Annotated in this window: 17 protein-coding genes; 12 read left to right on the top strand and 5 right to left on the bottom strand. The window is 66.4% G+C overall.

Annotated elements, in window-relative coordinates; all coding sequences use genetic code 11:
- Positions 1-84 precede the first annotated feature (84 nt).
- The 6 genes from CHB77_RS13925 (at position 85) to CHB77_RS13905 (ending at position 5,206) form a co-directional block, all read left to right on the top strand.
- Positions 85-1,617, top strand: coding sequence for an acyl-CoA carboxylase subunit beta (locus tag CHB77_RS13925; RefSeq protein ID WP_089388825.1), 1,533 nt, complete (start codon positions 85-87; stop codon positions 1,615-1,617).
- 204 nt (positions 1,618-1,821) lie between these two features.
- Entirely contained in the window at positions 1,822-1,968 is a 147-nt protein-coding gene (locus CHB77_RS18380) for a hypothetical protein (protein ID WP_165456287.1), read from the top strand.
- A 90-nt stretch (positions 1,969-2,058) separates the two neighbouring features.
- Positions 2,059-2,472, top strand: a complete 414-nt coding sequence (locus tag CHB77_RS13920; RefSeq protein WP_089388824.1) for a hypothetical protein — start codon at positions 2,059-2,061, stop codon at positions 2,470-2,472.
- Positions 2,473-2,599: 127 nt separating this feature from the next.
- Positions 2,600-2,842: a hypothetical protein gene (locus tag CHB77_RS13915; RefSeq protein ID WP_089388823.1), complete on the top strand. Its 243-nt coding sequence runs from the start codon at positions 2,600-2,602 to the stop codon at positions 2,840-2,842.
- Between the two features lie 57 nt (positions 2,843-2,899).
- On the top strand, positions 2,900-3,112 hold the full coding sequence (locus CHB77_RS13910) for a hypothetical protein (protein WP_089388822.1): 213 nt from the start codon (positions 2,900-2,902) through the stop codon (positions 3,110-3,112).
- Positions 3,113-3,208: 96 nt separating this feature from the next.
- Positions 3,209-5,206 carry an acetyl-CoA carboxylase biotin carboxylase subunit gene (locus CHB77_RS13905; protein ID WP_089388821.1) on the top strand — a complete coding sequence of 666 codons (1,998 nt, stop codon included), beginning with the start codon at positions 3,209-3,211 and terminating at the stop codon, positions 5,204-5,206.
- Positions 5,207-5,240: 34 nt separating this feature from the next.
- Here the strand turns inward: CHB77_RS13905 and CHB77_RS13900 are convergent, their stop codons facing one another.
- Complete coding sequence (locus tag CHB77_RS13900; protein ID WP_089388820.1) at positions 5,241-5,666, bottom strand: DUF4174 domain-containing protein; 426 nt, start codon at positions 5,664-5,666, stop codon at positions 5,241-5,243.
- Positions 5,667-5,728: 62 nt separating this feature from the next.
- On the opposite strand from CHB77_RS13900, the gene CHB77_RS13895 reads away from it, so the two are divergent.
- Positions 5,729-6,319 (top strand): hypothetical protein, encoded by a 591-nt coding sequence (locus tag CHB77_RS13895; protein WP_089388819.1) that lies wholly within the window; start codon positions 5,729-5,731, stop codon positions 6,317-6,319.
- 89 nt (positions 6,320-6,408) lie between these two features.
- Here CHB77_RS13895 and CHB77_RS13890 read toward each other — a convergent pair whose 3' ends face one another.
- Entirely contained in the window at positions 6,409-6,924 is a 516-nt protein-coding gene (locus CHB77_RS13890) for a DUF4174 domain-containing protein (RefSeq protein WP_089388818.1), read from the bottom strand.
- Positions 6,925-6,982: 58 nt separating this feature from the next.
- Between CHB77_RS13890 and scpA the strand changes: the two genes are divergently transcribed.
- The 4 genes from scpA (at position 6,983) to CHB77_RS13870 (ending at position 11,953) form a co-directional block, all read left to right on the top strand.
- Positions 6,983-9,118, top strand: a complete 2,136-nt coding sequence (gene scpA / locus CHB77_RS13885; RefSeq protein WP_089388817.1) for a methylmalonyl-CoA mutase — start codon at positions 6,983-6,985, stop codon at positions 9,116-9,118.
- A 130-nt stretch (positions 9,119-9,248) separates the two neighbouring features.
- Positions 9,249-10,064 (top strand): glycosyl transferase, encoded by an 816-nt coding sequence (locus tag CHB77_RS13880; protein WP_089388816.1) that lies wholly within the window; start codon positions 9,249-9,251, stop codon positions 10,062-10,064.
- Position 10,065: 1 nt separating this feature from the next.
- Positions 10,066-10,584: a hypothetical protein gene (locus tag CHB77_RS13875; protein ID WP_089388815.1), complete on the top strand. Its 519-nt coding sequence runs from the start codon at positions 10,066-10,068 to the stop codon at positions 10,582-10,584.
- Between the two features lie 64 nt (positions 10,585-10,648).
- Positions 10,649-11,953, top strand: a complete 1,305-nt coding sequence (locus tag CHB77_RS13870; protein WP_089388814.1) for a homoserine dehydrogenase — start codon at positions 10,649-10,651, stop codon at positions 11,951-11,953.
- A gap of 78 nt (positions 11,954-12,031) precedes the next feature.
- Here the strand turns inward: CHB77_RS13870 and CHB77_RS13865 are convergent, their stop codons facing one another.
- Positions 12,032-12,655: a lytic transglycosylase domain-containing protein gene (locus CHB77_RS13865; RefSeq protein WP_089388813.1), complete on the bottom strand. Its 624-nt coding sequence runs from the start codon at positions 12,653-12,655 to the stop codon at positions 12,032-12,034.
- Between the two features lie 180 nt (positions 12,656-12,835).
- On the opposite strand from CHB77_RS13865, the gene ssb reads away from it, so the two are divergent.
- Positions 12,836-13,324, top strand: a complete 489-nt coding sequence (gene ssb / locus CHB77_RS13860; RefSeq protein ID WP_089388812.1) for a single-stranded DNA-binding protein — start codon at positions 12,836-12,838, stop codon at positions 13,322-13,324.
- Between the two features lie 22 nt (positions 13,325-13,346).
- Here the strand turns inward: ssb and aroB are convergent, their stop codons facing one another.
- Together aroB and CHB77_RS13850 are read right to left on the bottom strand one after the other, a co-directional pair.
- A complete protein-coding gene (gene aroB / locus CHB77_RS13855) occupies positions 13,347-14,462 on the bottom strand; it encodes a 3-dehydroquinate synthase (protein WP_089388811.1) in 1,116 nt (371 codons plus the stop codon).
- A complete protein-coding gene (locus CHB77_RS13850) occupies positions 14,459-15,079 on the bottom strand; it encodes a shikimate kinase (protein ID WP_089388810.1) in 621 nt (206 codons plus the stop codon). The genes aroB and CHB77_RS13850 overlap by 4 nt, the downstream gene beginning before the upstream one ends.
- Between the last annotated feature and the right edge of the window lie 24 nt (positions 15,080-15,103).

The raw sequence follows: 15,103 nt of genomic DNA, 5'->3' as shown, positions 1-15,103 counted from the left end.
CGCACAGTTTGCAAATTTCCAGGATTTTGCTTTCCGGCGATCGGGGCGGTGACTACTCTGCAACGGCAGGATCGGGGGCGCGCCATGAAGGACATTTTGCAGGAACTGGAAAACCGCCGGACGCAGGCCCGTCTGGGCGGCGGGCAGCGCCGCATCGACGCGCAGCATGCGCGGGGCAAGCTGACGGCGCGGGAACGGGTCGAATTGCTGCTGGACGAAGGCAGCTTCGAGGAATTCGACATGTTCGTGGCCCACCGTTCGACCGATTTCGGGATGCAGGACGACCGGCCCTATGGCGATGGCGTCGTCACCGGCTGGGGCACCATCAACGGCCGCATGGTCTATGTCTTTTCGCAGGATTTCACCGTCTTTGGCGGCTCGCTGTCGGAAACCCATGCCCAGAAGATCTGCAAGATCATGGACATGGCGATGCAGAACGGCGCGCCGGTGATCGGGATGAACGATTCGGGCGGCGCCCGCATCCAGGAAGGCGTGGCGTCGCTGGCCGGTTATGCCGACGTGTTCCAGCGCAACATCATGGCGTCGGGCGTGGTGCCGCAGATCAGCGTCATCATGGGGCCTTGCGCGGGCGGCGCGGTCTATTCCCCCGCGATGACCGATTTCATCTTCATGGTGAAGGACACGTCCTACATGTTCGTGACCGGTCCCGATGTCGTGAAAACCGTCACGAACGAGGTGGTGACGGCGGAACAACTGGGCGGCGCGTCCACCCACACCAGGAAAAGCTCGGTCGCCGATGGCGCGTTCGAGGATGATGTCGAGGCGCTGACCGAAATCCGCCGCCTGTTCGATTTCTTGCCGCTGAACAACCGCGACAAGGCGCCGGTGCGGCCCTTCTTCGACGATCCCGCAAGGATCGAGGAAAGCCTGGACACGCTGATCCCCGACAACCCGAACCAGCCCTATGACATGAAGGAGTTGATCGTGAAGGTCGCCGACGAGGGCGACTTTTACGAAATCCAAAAGGATTTCGCGGGCAACATCATCACCGGCTTTGTCCGCATCGAAGGGCGCACCGTGGGCGTCGTCGCCAACCAGCCGATGGTGCTGGCGGGGTGCCTGGACATCGACAGCAGCCGCAAGGCCGCGCGCTTTGTGCGGTTCTGCGATGCCTTCGAGATCCCGATCCTGACCTTCGTGGACGTGCCGGGTTTCCTGCCGGGCACCGGGCAGGAATACGGCGGCGTCATCAAGCACGGTGCGAAGCTGCTGTTCGCCTATGGCGAGGCGACGGTGCCCAAGGTCACGGTCATCACCCGCAAGGCCTATGGCGGGGCCTATGACGTGATGGCCAGCAAGCACCTGCGCGGCGATTTCAACTATGCCTGGCCCACGGCGGAGATCGCGGTGATGGGCGCCAAGGGCGCGGTGGAAATCCTGTATCGCAGCGAGTTGGGCGACGCCGACAAGATCGCCGCCCGCGTACAGGATTACGAGGCACGCTTTGCAAACCCCTTTGTCGCCGCCGAAAAGGGCTTCATCGACGAGGTGATCCAGCCTCATTCGACCCGCAAGCGGATCGCGCGGGCCTTTGCCAGCCTGCGCGGCAAGCGGCTGTCGAACCCGTGGAAGAAGCACAACAACATTCCCCTGTAAGACGCGGAATTCCAGGATGTTGCACAAAGACGTGAATGATGCAGGCCAGCCACAGGCGGACAGGCATTTGCCCGTGCCCCGCCTGACCGCCTGTCTGCGCGCGCACGGCACCGTTATCATGCCCCCTGGGGAGGTGCATGAAGACACCCCCTTGAACCCGAGCAGACGGGCGCAGGCGCGCCCGCTTTACAGGAGCGTGACGATATGTCGAAAAAGATCATCCTCGGCCTCGTGCTGGTTTCCGCCATGGCCGCCTGCCAGCGTCCGGCCGCCGAGGCCGACGTCTATGTGCCGGCGCCGAACCCGGTCACGACCGAGCCGGTCTATCAGGGCAAATACGGCGCCAACTGAGCCGAACCGGCTGTCATTGCGCGGGCGGTCCGGCTGCCCGCGCCCTTCCGGCCCGGCCCGGTCCCGCCCCCGTCCATATTGGGGCATATCATGCTGAAACACCGGGGCTTTCCGGGACGCCTGCCCGGCACAGACTTCCAGTTCGTCATCCGCCGCGAAAACCGCAAGAAGGGCGCGACGCCCATCCTGCGCCGCGAACGCTTCCGCGACCGCAAGCCCGCCGACCGCCGCGCGGATGCGGGCTTTCTGGCGGCGCTGATCGACCATTTCGGCGACCAGCCCTTCGTTCGCGGCAATCTGGACGCAGGACGCCTGGGATGGCTGATCGGACGAGAGGTCAAGGCGGTCGGAGCCTTCGATCCCGCCGACTATGAACAGATGCTGCAAGTGGACATGGCCGTGGCAGAGGCGTCGTTCCCCGACCTGTTCGCCGCAGACGATCCGCCCGATTTCGGCTGGAACGACGACGGCTGGGACGACGACGATCCGGCGGATCGGTCCTGATGCGCAACTTGCTGCCTAGGGCCTTGATCTCACACCCATGTCAGTTTGACCTCCCGGCCGGCTGTGCGATAGTCCGGGACGACTTATCACCGGCCGCACACCCGGCCCTCAATACAGGCACGACCTCATGCAGATTTCGCTGTTCACCCGCGTCGCCGGCGGCGCATTCCTTCTTCTGGGCCTGGCGGCCTGCCAGCAGGGCTATGGCACGGCGGGCATTTCGCCCGATGCGCAGCGCGCGGCCGGCGGTGCCGTCGCGGGCGCCGTCATCGCCAAGGCCCTGGACGAGGATCTGGCAACCGGCGCGGCCATCGGCGCCGTGGGCGGCGCGCTGTGCGACGACGCGGGCGTCTGCCAGCGCCGCTACTGAACCACATCGGCCAGATCGGCGTTCCGGTCCAGCCGATCACCTGACAGGAAAACCAGAATGTCCAAGTTCCTTGCCATCACCGCCCTGGTCGGCGCGACCGCCGTTGCGGGCTGCACCCAGGGCATCAACCCCACCGACACCGACCGCGCCCTTATCGGCGCCGGTGTCGGCGCGACCATCGCCAGCGTCGGCGGCGAGAATGTCGTCAAGGGCGCGGCCATCGGCGGCGCGGCCGGCGTGCTGTGCGACGACGTGCGGTTGTGCCAATAATCACCTGATCGCGGCGCCCTGGCCGCGCCGCATCCTGATCGCCGCCCAAGGCCCCGTGCCCCTGGGCGGCTTTTTCATGTCCGGCCGGGGGGGCCAATGTTCAAGAAAATCCTGATCGCCAACCGCGGCGAGATCTCCTGCCGCGTCATCAAGACCGCCCGCAGGATGGGCATTGCGACCGTCGCCGTCTATTCCGACGCCGACCGCAACGCGCTGCATGTGAAGATGGCCGACGAGGCCGTTCCTATCGGCCCTCCCCCCGCAAACCAGTCCTATATCGTGATCGACCGGATCATGGACGCCATCCGCCAGACCGGCGCCCAGGCCGTCCACCCCGGTTACGGCTTCCTGTCCGAAAACATGAAGTTCGCCGAGGCGCTGGAGCGCGAAGGCATCGTCTTCGTCGGCCCGCCGTCGCCCGCCATCGAGGCCATGGGCGACAAGATCACCTCGAAGAAGATCGCCCAGGAAGCGGGCGTGTCCACCGTTCCCGGCCACATGGGCCTGATCGCGGATGCCGAGGACGCGGTGCGGATCAGCGGCCAGATCGGCTATCCGGTGATGATAAAGGCATCGGCGGGCGGCGGCGGCAAGGGAATGCGCATCGCCTGGACCAACCAGGAGGCCCGCGAGGGGTTCGACAGCTCGCGCAGCGAAGCCGCCAGCAGCTTTGGCGACGACCGCATCTTCATCGAGAAATTCGTGACCCAGCCCCGCCACATCGAAATCCAGGTGCTGGCCGACACGCACGGCAACGCGGTCTATCTGCACGAACGTGAATGTTCGATCCAGCGGCGCAACCAGAAGGTCATCGAGGAAGCGCCCTCGCCCTTTCTGGACCCGGAAACCCGCCGCGCCATGGGCGAACAGGCGGTCGCGCTGGCCAAGGCCGTGGGTTACACCAGTGCGGGCACGGTGGAATTCATCGTGGACGGGCAGAAGAACTTCTATTTCCTGGAAATGAACACCCGGTTGCAGGTGGAACACCCGGTGACGGAACTGATCGCCGGCATCGATCTGGTGGAACAGATGATCCGCGTGGCGGCGGGCGAACCCCTGCCCTTTGTCCAGTCCGACTTGGCCATCAACGGCTGGGCCATGGAAAGCCGCCTGTATGCCGAGGATCCGTATCGCAACTTCCTGCCCTCGATCGGGCGGCTGACCCGCTATCGTCCCCCGGCCGAGGTGGCAGACGAAAGCCATGTCGTGAGGAACGACACCGGCGTTTTCGAGGGGGGCGAGATCAGCATGTTCTATGACCCGATGATCGCCAAGCTGTGCACCTGGGCGCCCACGCGGGACAAGGCCATCCAGGCGATGCGGGTGGCCCTGGACGAATTCGAGGTCGAGGGCATCGGCCACAACCTGCCCTTCCTGTCCGCCGTCATGGACCATCCGAAATTCGTCGCGGGCGACATCACCACCGCGTTCATCGCCGAGGAATACCCCGAAGGCTTCGAGGGCGCGGTCCTGCCCGACGACGAACTGGCCCGCGTGGCGGCGGCAGCATCGGCCATGCACCGCGTGGCCGAAATCCGGCGCACCCGGATCAGCGGGCGGCTGGACAACCATGAACGCCGCGTGGGCGAGAACTGGGTGGTCTTCATCGACGGCCGCGAAATCCCGGTTCGCATCCGCGCCGACCGCGACGGCGCGACCGTGGCCGTGGATGGCCGCGACCTTCGCGTCGAAAGCGACTGGAAGCCCGGCCGGACCCTGGCCCGGCTGGTGGTCGATGGCCGCCCGCTGGTGCTGAAGGTCGACAAGATCCCCGCCGGTTTCCGGCTGCGCACCCGAGGCGCCGACCTGCGCGTCCAGGTCCGCCGCCCCCGCACCGCCGAACTGGCCCGCCTGATGCCCGAAAAACTGCCCCCCGACACATCGAAATTCCTGCTGTGCCCGATGCCGGGCCTGGTGGTGAAGATCGCCGTGGCGCCCGGCGACGAGGTGCAGGAAGGCCAGGCCCTTGCCACGGTCGAGGCGATGAAGATGGAAAACATCCTGCGCGCCGAACGCAAGGGCGTGGTCCGGTCGGTGAACGCCCAGGCGGGCCAGAGCCTGCGTGTCGATGACGTGATCCTGGAATTCCAATGATCCGCATCGCCGCGATCCTGGCGTGCCGTGCCGATCAGCCGTCCTGCGCGGCTTCGCGTCGGCGCATCGGCATGGTGTCGATAAGGTCGAAGATCTCTTGCGCCGCGACGGGTTCGGTCCAGACCCGCTTTATCCCGCCGTCCTTGCCGATCAGCAGGATCGCAAACCCGTTCCCTGCCCGGTCCCGCAGCGGCCCGGCGCCCGGCCCGTCGATCAGGATGACCATGTCGCGGTCGATCAGCGCCTGCCGATCGGCTTGCAGCGCCGCCGTTTGCGCCTCGACCTGGGCGCCGTTGCCCAGGACAACCACCAGCCGGGCTTTCCAACGCAGGGATTCCAGGCTGTCCTGCCGGATCGGCTGGGGTCGGGCGTCGCCCGTTCCCCGGCCTGAATCGGCCGCCGCCAGAACAGGCCAGCCTGCAAGGGCAAGGGCGGTCAGGGAAATCAGCGGCAGACGCATGGCAGGCTCGTTTCCGGAATCAGGACGCAGGGTCCGTCGATCCGGTTCCGGGGTGTGGCGCAATGCCGCTCTTTGACGCCTATCTCAGCCCCCAGGCGCAACAGGCGGTCATTGCCGGGCTGTTCCTGGCGATCGGCTGGTGGGTGGTGGCGCTTCAGAACCGCAGGCGGGACGCGACCCTGCGGGCCGAACGGGTGCGGGACGTGCAGCGCGCCGTGTTTGCGGAAATCCGCGCCTATCTGGCCGTGCTGACGCGCGACAACGTAGGAGAATACGGCGCGGGGATCAAGCACCGCATCCTGACCGAACCGGATTTCTTTCCGGTCATCCCGACCGAACACAACGATGCGGTGTTTCGGGCCATCATCGGCGATATTCACGTCCTGCCGCGCGACACGGTGGATCCGGTCGTGTTGTATTACAGCCAATTGAATGCCATTTCGGCAATGATAAGCGACCTGCGGGTGCTGGACGTCGCCCGGATCGGCGCCGAACGCGCGGCCGGGATGTATCACGACTACATCTCGATGAAGATCGAGGCCCTGGAACTGGGCGAACAGGCGCTGGAGGCGATCCGCGCCAATCTGGATGGCCGGGGCGCGGCGTATCGAAAGACGATCAATAGCCCGGCTTCGGGCCGGTCCGGCCGGTGATGGGGGGCGGGTTATAGGATGTCGTGCTCATGGCGAACCTTTCCGTCCTGTGAACGCAATATAGGCGGGGCCGCGCGGATTATCAACGATCATGGCAACAGCCCGGCCCGGCCGATTTCCTGGCGCCGCAGGGGCAGCTTGTCGATGGCACGGCTGATTTCGCGCACGTCCCAGGGCAGTGGGCGGCGCTGTTTCACCTGGCCGTCCTTGTCGATGATGACCAGCGAAAAGCCGCGCGGATGCAGTTCCTGCCGCCAGGGACTGCGGGACTGCGGGTCGCTGTCGGTGATGACCACGACATCGCGTTCCACCAAGGCACCGTTGCGTCCCGCCAGCGCCCTCAGCTGTTCGCGAAAGGCCGGATCATCGGGGGTGTCGGCAAAGACGACGACGGGACGGGCGTTCCACAGGAAATCCTCGGGCCGGGTATCCGTCGCGGACAGGATGCGCAGTTCGGGACGCGCGGGCTGGGGTTGGGGGGGGGCCAGTTCCTCGGGGCTGACGGGCCTTGCCTCGGTTTGGGACGGGATCTCGGGCGGCGGCGCTTCGCGCGCCGGGCCCATGGCGGCTGTCAGCATCGCGGCTATCAGCAATTTCAACTTCATCGGCACCCCTTCCTGTTTGTGAATATAGGGCGGGCCGCGCCGTGCGAAAGGATCGACCATGACGAAACCCACGCTGGACGACTGGCAAAAGCTGGCGGCAAGGGATCTGAGGGGCAGCAGCCCCGACAGCCTGACCTGGAGCACCCTGGAAGGCATTCCGGTCAAGCCGCTGTACACCGAGGCCGATCTGGAGGGCCTGGACCACCTGGGCAGCCTGCCCGGCATCGCGCCCTTTACCCGCGGGCCGCGCGCCACGATGTATGCGGGCCGCCCCTGGACCATCCGCCAATACGCGGGCTTTTCGACGGCCGAGGAATCGAACGCCTTTTACCGCAAGGCCCTGGCCGCCGGTCAGCAGGGCGTGTCGGTGGCCTTCGACCTGGCCACGCACCGGGGCTATGACAGCGACCATCCGCGCGTGGTGGGCGACGTGGGCAAGGCGGGCGTCGCCATCGATTCGGTCGAGGACATGAAGATCCTGTTCGACGGGATTCCGCTGGACCGCGTGTCGGTGTCGATGACCATGAACGGCGCGGTCATCCCGATCCTGGCCAGCTTCATCGTCACAGGGGAAGAACAGGGCCATTCCCGCGCGGTGCTGTCGGGGACCATCCAGAACGACATCCTCAAGGAGTTCATGGTCCGCAACACCTATATCTATCCGCCCGAACCCAGCATGCGGATCATCGCGGACATCATCGAATACACGTCCCACGAGATGCCGAAATTCAACTCGATCTCGATTTCCGGCTATCACATGCAGGAAGCGGGCGCGAACCTGGTGCAGGAACTGGCCTATACGCTGGCCGACGGGCGCGAATACGTCCGCGCGGCGATCGCCGCCGGGATGGACGTGGACGCCTTTGCCGGGCGGTTGTCGTTCTTCTTCGCCATCGGCATGAACTTCTTCATGGAGATCGCCAAGCTGCGGGCCGCGCGTCTGCTGTGGCACCGGATCATGTCGGATTTCGCGCCGAAGAAGGCGTCGTCGCTGATGCTGCGGACTCATTGCCAGACCTCGGGCGTGTCCTTGCAGGAACAGGATCCCTACAACAACGTGATCCGCACCGCCTATGAGGCGATGTCGGCGGCGCTGGGCGGCACGCAGTCGCTGCATACCAACGCCCTGGACGAGGCCATCGCCCTGCCGACCGAATTTTCGGCGCGGATCGCCCGGAACACCCAGCTGATCCTGCAAGAGGAGACGGGCATCACCCATGTCGTCGATCCGCTGGCGGGATCCTATTACATCGAGAGCCTGACGGCCCAGCTGGCCGACAAGGCCTGGGCCTTGATCGAGGAGGTCGAGGAAATGGGCGGCATGACCAAGGCCGTCGCCAGCGGCATGCCCAAGCTGCGGATCGAGGAAACCGCCGCCCGCCGCCAGGCCCAGATCGACCGGGGCGAGGAGGTGATCGTCGGCGTCAACAAGTACCGCAAGGACAAGGAAGATCCGATCGACATCCTGGACATCGACAACATGAAGGTCCGCGACGCCCAGATCGCGCGCCTGGACCGCATCCGCCAGACGCGGAACGAAAGCGCCTGCCAAGGCGCGCTTGACGAGATCAGCCGCCGCGCCCGCGAGGGCGGCAACCTGCTGGAGGCCGCCGTCGAGGCCGCCCGCGCCCGCGCAACCGTCGGAGAGATCAGCATGGCGATGGAAAAGGAATGGGGCCGCCACCGGGCCGAGGTGAAGACCCTGGCGGGCGTCTATGGCGCGGCCTATGAAGGCGACGAGGGGTTCGCGCAGATCCAGCGCGACGTGGAGGCTTTTGCGGAACAGGAGGGCCGCCGTCCCCGGATGCTGGTGGTCAAGATGGGCCAGGACGGCCACGACCGGGGCGCCAAGGTCATCGCCACGGCATTCGCCGACATCGGTTTCGACGTGGATGTCGGCCCCCTGTTCCAGACGCCCGAGGAAGCCGCCCAGGACGCGGTGGACAACGACGTGCATGTGGTGGGCATCAGTTCGCAGGCGGCGGGCCACAAGACGCTGGCCCCCAAGCTGATCGAGGCGCTGAAGGCCCAGGGCGCGGGCGAGATCCTGGTCATCTGCGGCGGCGTGATCCCGCAGCAGGACTATGATTACCTGCGCCAGGCGGGGGTCAAAGCGATCTTCGGGCCGGGCACCAACATTCCCAGTGCCGCCGCCGATATCCTGCGGCTGATCCGGGAAAGCCGCGCGGCGTGATCCCTGCGTCCCGCGATGGCCGGGGGACTTCGCGTCCCCCGGACCCCCTGCGGGATATTTTGACCAAGGCAAAGACATTGCCACGGCGTGATGGCTGTGAAACCCTTGCCGGCAAAACGGGGGGCAGCGGATGGACGCGCCGGACATCAAGCAGATCATCTGCATCAAATGGGGCACGAAGTTCGGGCCGGAATACGTCAACCGCCTGCACGGGATGATCGGCCGCAACATCACCCCGCCCTTTCGGCTGTTCTGCTTTACCGACGACGGGACAGACCTGCATCCCGACATCGCCGTCAGGCCCCTGCCGGTCTTTGAATACCAGGCGCCCGTCAACACGCGGGGCAAATGGCCCAAGTCGCGGCTGTGGGGCGATCTGGGCGACGTGACCGGGGTGGTGCTGTTCCTGGATCTGGACGTCATCGTCACCGGCGATCTGGATCCGTTCTTCACCTTTGGCGATCCCGACGACACGATCCTGGGGCGCAACCCGAACACGCCTTTCGAGAAGCTGGGCCAGACCTCGGTCTATCGGATGCGGGTGGGCAGGCTGGCGCCGTTGCAGGGCATCTTTCGCGCCGATCCGCAGGGGGTGGCGGACCGATACAAATACGAACAGCGGTTCGTGACCCGCAACGCGCCGGGCGGCGTCAGATTCTGGCCGCGCGGCTGGCTGGCGCATTTCAGGATGCATTCGGTCCCGCCCTTTCCGCTGAATTACCTGCGCCAACCGAAAGTGCCCCGGAACAGCCGGGTCGTGATCTTTGCGGGCAACCTGAACCCGCCCGACGCCATCGCGGGCCGCTGGCACGAGGGCGAGGTCCACCGCCCGCCGATGGACCATCTGCGCGACGCCTTTTCGGGGAAACGCCGCGAGAGCCTGTCCCGGCACCTGCGCCATTACCTGCTGCCCGCGACCTGGGTCAAAGAGCTGTGGCGCGAATGACATGAGCCTGCCGCGCGCCCCCGATCGCCTGTCCGACGAGATGGCGGCCGCCATCGGCCATGCGGTATCCGCCTTCGGATTCCTGGAGGAGGCTTTGAAGCGCGCGATCTTTTCGCTGACGCGCGCCGGCCTGGGCCAGGAGGTCAACGACAAGGCGTTGCGGCAATGGCTGCGCCGGATGGAGGAGATCGCCGACGACACCCTGGGCACATTGATCGACAGTTTCGCGGCGGCCATGAAGCAGGCCGATATCGAGGGGCGTCAAACCCTGGCCGACGACCTGCGCGCCATCCGTCTGCAACGCAATCTGCTGTGCCATGCGTCCTGGCGTCCGGGCGCAAGGCCCGGCCAGTGGCACCCCACCTTCATCAACACCCGCGGCGAGCGTTATCCCGACGACATGGATCCGGCCGCCGTTCACGCCATCCATGCCGAAACGCTGCGCGCCGCCCGCCGCGTCGTGTCGATCATGCGCGGCACCGGGATCGACGGCGAATGGGCGGGGCATGACGGCGACTGACTGACGCGTTGCATGACGACGCGCGGCGCGATAACAGCGGGCCAACCTTACGCAAGAGGCCCCCATGTCGTCCCCCCTTCGCCCCGACCCCCTGAGACTTGGCATCGCCGGGCTTGGCACCGTCGGGATCGGTGTCGTCAAGATCGTCCAGAAGCATGCCGACCTGCTGTCTCGGCGCACCGGCCGCCCCGTGGCGATCACCGCCATCTGCGCGCGGGACCGGATGAAGAACCGCGACGCCGACCTGTCGGCCTATCGTTGGGAAGACGACGCCGTGGCCGTGGCCACGGCCGAAGACGTGGATCTGTTCGTCGAACTGGTGGGCGGCGACAGCGGCATTGCCAAGGACAGCATCGAGGCGGCCTTGCGGTCGGGCAAGGACGTGGTGACGGCCAACAAGGCGCTGCTTGCCGTCCACGGCCAGGCGCTGGCCGAACTGGCCGAGGGCCTGGGCCGCACCCTGCGGTTCGAGGCGGCGGTGGCGGGCGGCATTCCCGTCATCAAGGCCATGACGGAATCGCTGGCCGGCAACGAGATCCGCCGCGTCATGGGCGTGATGAACGGCACCTGCAACTATATCCTGACGCGCATGGACAGCGCGGGCATGCCCTATGACGCCGTGTTCGAGGAAGCCCGCCAGTTAGGTTATCTGGAGGCCGATCCGACGCTGGACGTGGGCGGCATCGACGCGGGACACAAGCTGGCGATCCTGTCGTCCATCGCCTTTGGCACGCAGGTCAATTTCGACGCGGTCGAGATCGAGGGAATCGAGCGGGTCAGCATCGACGACATCCGCCGCGCCGCCGACATGGGATACCGGATCAAGCTCTTGGGCGTGGCCCAGATGACGCCGCGCGGGCTGGAACAGCGCATGTCGCCCTGTCTTGTGCCCGCGGACAGCCCGCTGGGCCAACTGACCGGCGGCACGAACATGGTCGTCGTCGAAGGCGACAGCGTGGGCCAGATCGTGCTGCGGGGGGCGGGCGCGGGCGAAGGGCCGACCGCAAGCGCGGTCCTGTCGGACATCGTGGAGATCGCCCGCGGGGTGCGCTTGCCGGTGTTCGGCCAGCCGGCGGCGACCTTGCGGGTGGCGCAGCCCGCCCGGACCGCGGTTCCCGCCGCCTACTACATCCGGCTGGAATTGCAGGACAAGCCGGGCGCCTTGGCCAAGGTCGCGACGGTGCTGGGGAATGCGGGCATTTCCATCGACCGGATGCGGCAATACGGGCAGCACAGCCCGGACAGCGTTCCGGTCCTGGTCGTGACCCACAAGACCACGCCCGAGGCGATCGATTTCGCCATCGAGGCCCTGCCCCGCACAGGCGTTCTGGCCGGCGAGCCGGTGGAACTGCGGATCGAGGAGGTCTGACGGAAAAAGGGGCGCTCGCGCCCCTCTTGCCTTGCAGGCAATTCACCCCCGAGGATATTTGCGCGAAGAAGACGGGCCTTAGCTGCCCGCGATGATCCGCACATAGTTGCGGGTTTCGCGATAGGGCGGAATGCCGTTGTATTTCTGGACCGCGCCCGGCCCGGCATTGTATGCGGCCAAGGCAAGGCGCCAGTTGCCGAACTGGTTGTACATCATCCGCAGATAGCGCGCGCCGCCTTGCAGGTTCTGGACCGGATCATGCGGGTTCACGCCCAGCTTGGCGGCCGTGCCCGGCATCAGCTGGGCCAGGCCGGTCGCGCCCTTGTTCGACCGCGCGCCCGGATTCCAACCCGATTCCTGCTGGACAAGACGCAGGAACAGATCCTCGGGGATGCCGTAACGGCGCGCGGCAGCGCGGGCGTGCGGGATGAAATCGCTGCGCTTGCCGCGATAGGCGGGGATGTTCGCCGAAAGCTGGATCTCGACAGAGCTGGTATTGCGGCCGCTGGGCTGCAACCGCGCCGATTGCTGGTACTGGCCGGCCAGACGCGAATCCATCAGCCGGGTCTGCCGGGCGAACTGTTCGGCACGCGACTTCGACGAACTGCCCGACAGGCGCAGCCCTTCGGCCGCGGCCGGCAATGCAAGGCCCGCAATGACGACCGCGCACAGGCCAGCCTTGATGGTTGGGAAGAATGTCATTGCCCCCGCCCCTTGGTGTTGTTGGGTTTTGAGGGGACTATACAGGTTTCAAACCACATCGCCAGCATCGCTTTCCGACCGGACCGCGCCCCGGCGGGATCGGCGGCAAAGCGCGCATTTGCATCGCCCCGACCGCTGGGCTAGACCATCGCCACAGCGACACTTCAAGGAACCCCATTCATGGCAGGCAGCGTCAACAAGGTCATCCTGATCGGCAACCTGGGTGCCGATCCCGAAATCCGCACGTTCCAGAACGGCGGCAAGATCGCGAACCTGCGCATCGCCACGTCCGAGACGTGGAAGGACCGCAACACCGGCGAGCGCAAGGAGCGGACCGAATGGCATTCCGTCGTCATCCATTCCGAACCCCTGGTCCGGGTGGCGGAACAGTACCTGAAAAAGGGCAGCAAGATTTACGTCGAAGGCCAACTGGAAACCCGCAAATGGCAGGACCAGTCCGGGGCCGACCGCTATTCGACCGAGGTGGCGCTGCGTCCGTTCCGGAGCGAGCTGACGATGCTGGACGGCCGCAGCGGTTCAGGCGGCGGCGGCGGTCGCGACAGCGGCGGCTATGACGAATACGACCGGGGCGGCGCGTCGGGCGACAGCGCAGGCCGGGGCGGCCCGGGCGGCAGCCGCAGCGATTACGACGACGAGATTCCGTTCTGATATCCGGGCGGGATGCCGCCCCCTAGCGCGCATCCCGCAGGACGGCTTTCAGGGTTTCGGGCGGCACGCCGTCGCTGACGAACGCCTCGCCTATGCCGCGCGCCAGGACAAAGCGCAGCCGGCCGTCCACCACCTTCTTGTCCTGCCCCATCAGCGCGATCAGCGCGGCGTCGTCCGGCAATCGTCCCGGAATGTCGCGGATGGCGGCGGGCATTCCCATGTCGCGCAGATGCGCCAGCACGCGGGACGGCGCCTCTTGGCTGCACAGGCCCATGCGGGCGGACAGATCGAAGGCCAGCGCGCAGCCGATCGCAACCCCTTCGCCGTGCAGCAGCCGGTTGGAATAGCCGGTCGCCGATTCAAGCGCATGGCCGAAGGTGTGGCCCAGGTTCAGCAGCGCGCGTTCGCCCTGTTCGGTCTCGTCCCGCGTCACGATGCCCGCTTTCATCGCGACGGAATGGGCGACGGCGTGCTGGCGCAGCGCCATGTCGCCACGCAGGCGGGGGCCGGCATCTTCCAGCCATTCGAAGAAATCCGCGTCGCCCAGCAATCCGTATTTCGCGACCTCGCCATAGCCCGCCAGGAAATCGCGGGGCGACAGGGTGTCCAGCACCGCGATGTCGGCCAGCACCAGCGACGGCTGGTGGAACGCGCCGATCAGGTTCTTGCCATGCTGGCTGTTGATGCCGGTCTTGCCGCCGACGCTGCTGTCCACTTGCGCCAGAAGCGAGGTGGGAATCTGCACGAAGCGCACGCCCCGGCGCAGGATGGCCGCGGCAAAGCCCACCAGGTCGCCGATCACCCCGCCGCCCAGGGCCACCACCACATCGCGGCGTTCGACGCGCTGTTCCAGCAGCCATTCGACGCAGGCCGTCAGGTGCGGCCAGCTTTTCGTGGCTTCGCCCGACGGCAGGACCAGCGTCTCGGACACGATGCCGTCCGCGGCCAGCGCCCCTTTCAGATGCTTCAGATGCAGGGGGCCGACCGTGTCGTCGGTGACGATGGCGACCCGAGAGCGCCGCAGCAGGGGCGCGATCTCGGCCCCGGCCCGGTCGATCAGACCCGCGCCGATGCGCACGTCATAGGCGCGGTCGCCCAGGGGGACATGGACGGTGACGTGTTCGGGATGGCTGGTCATGGCGTCTCGGTCAGAAGGGTGGAATCGGCGGTGCGGATGACGTCCATCAGCCGCGTCGTGGCGGCATCGACGCTGTCGCCGGAACGGGCCGGAAATGTCAGTTCGGCCAAGGCATAGACCGGATCGCGTTCGGCCAGCAGGCGGGCCAGCGTGCCTTTGGGATCGGCGGTCTGCAACAGGGGCCGCGTGCTGCGCTGGCGCACCCTGTGCCACAGCGTGTCCAGATCGCAGGACAGCCAGACCGACAAGGCCGCCGCCTTGATGGCCGCGCGGTTGCGGTCCTGCATCCAGGCACCCCCGCCCGTGGAAATCACGCGGGGCGAATCCCTGAGGATGCGGGCGATCACCTGCGCCTCGCGGTCGCGAAAGAACGCCTCTCCGTCGCGGGCGAAGATCTCGGATATGGACATGGCCGCGGCGGTCTCGATCTCGACATCCGAATCGGTGAACGGCACATGCAGGCGCCGGGCCAGTTCCGACCCCAGCGCGGTCTTGCCCGCCCCCATCATCCCGATCAGCACGATATGGCGCCTCAGGCGCTGGCGCATGTCCGTTTCCTGCTTTCTGGCCCGGTTTCCTGGCCCGACTGAATGGCGTGATCTTTCGGAAAATGCCATATATATTCGGGGCGAACCGGCGAA

The sequence above is a fragment of the Paracoccus sediminis genome (genome assembly GCF_900188295.1).
In the GTDB taxonomy this organism is placed as follows: domain Bacteria; phylum Pseudomonadota; class Alphaproteobacteria; order Rhodobacterales; family Rhodobacteraceae; genus Paracoccus; species Paracoccus sediminis.
This window is presented reverse-complemented; position numbering and strand designations above follow the sequence as displayed.

Coding starts and splice junctions, on each gene's coding strand:
- CHB77_RS13925 (WP_089388825.1), top strand. CDS start 85: ATGAAGGACATTTTGCAGGAACTGGAAAACCGCCGGACGCAGGCCCGT.
- CHB77_RS18380 (WP_165456287.1), top strand. CDS start 1,822: ATGTCGAAAAAGATCATCCTCGGCCTCGTGCTGGTTTCCGCCATGGCC.
- CHB77_RS13920 (WP_089388824.1), top strand. CDS start 2,059: ATGCTGAAACACCGGGGCTTTCCGGGACGCCTGCCCGGCACAGACTTC.
- CHB77_RS13915 (WP_089388823.1), top strand. CDS start 2,600: ATGCAGATTTCGCTGTTCACCCGCGTCGCCGGCGGCGCATTCCTTCTT.
- CHB77_RS13910 (WP_089388822.1), top strand. CDS start 2,900: ATGTCCAAGTTCCTTGCCATCACCGCCCTGGTCGGCGCGACCGCCGTT.
- CHB77_RS13905 (WP_089388821.1), top strand. CDS start 3,209: ATGTTCAAGAAAATCCTGATCGCCAACCGCGGCGAGATCTCCTGCCGC.
- CHB77_RS13900 (WP_089388820.1), bottom strand. CDS start 5,666: ATGCGTCTGCCGCTGATTTCCCTGACCGCCCTTGCCCTTGCAGGCTGG.
- CHB77_RS13895 (WP_089388819.1), top strand. CDS start 5,729: ATGCCGCTCTTTGACGCCTATCTCAGCCCCCAGGCGCAACAGGCGGTC.
- CHB77_RS13890 (WP_089388818.1), bottom strand. CDS start 6,924: ATGAAGTTGAAATTGCTGATAGCCGCGATGCTGACAGCCGCCATGGGC.
- scpA (WP_089388817.1), top strand. CDS start 6,983: ATGACGAAACCCACGCTGGACGACTGGCAAAAGCTGGCGGCAAGGGAT.
- CHB77_RS13880 (WP_089388816.1), top strand. CDS start 9,249: ATGGACGCGCCGGACATCAAGCAGATCATCTGCATCAAATGGGGCACG.
- CHB77_RS13875 (WP_089388815.1), top strand. CDS start 10,066: ATGAGCCTGCCGCGCGCCCCCGATCGCCTGTCCGACGAGATGGCGGCC.
- CHB77_RS13870 (WP_089388814.1), top strand. CDS start 10,649: ATGTCGTCCCCCCTTCGCCCCGACCCCCTGAGACTTGGCATCGCCGGG.
- CHB77_RS13865 (WP_089388813.1), bottom strand. CDS start 12,655: ATGACATTCTTCCCAACCATCAAGGCTGGCCTGTGCGCGGTCGTCATT.
- ssb (WP_089388812.1), top strand. CDS start 12,836: ATGGCAGGCAGCGTCAACAAGGTCATCCTGATCGGCAACCTGGGTGCC.
- aroB (WP_089388811.1), bottom strand. CDS start 14,462: ATGACCAGCCATCCCGAACACGTCACCGTCCATGTCCCCCTGGGCGAC.
- CHB77_RS13850 (WP_089388810.1), bottom strand. CDS start 15,079: ATGGCATTTTCCGAAAGATCACGCCATTCAGTCGGGCCAGGAAACCGG.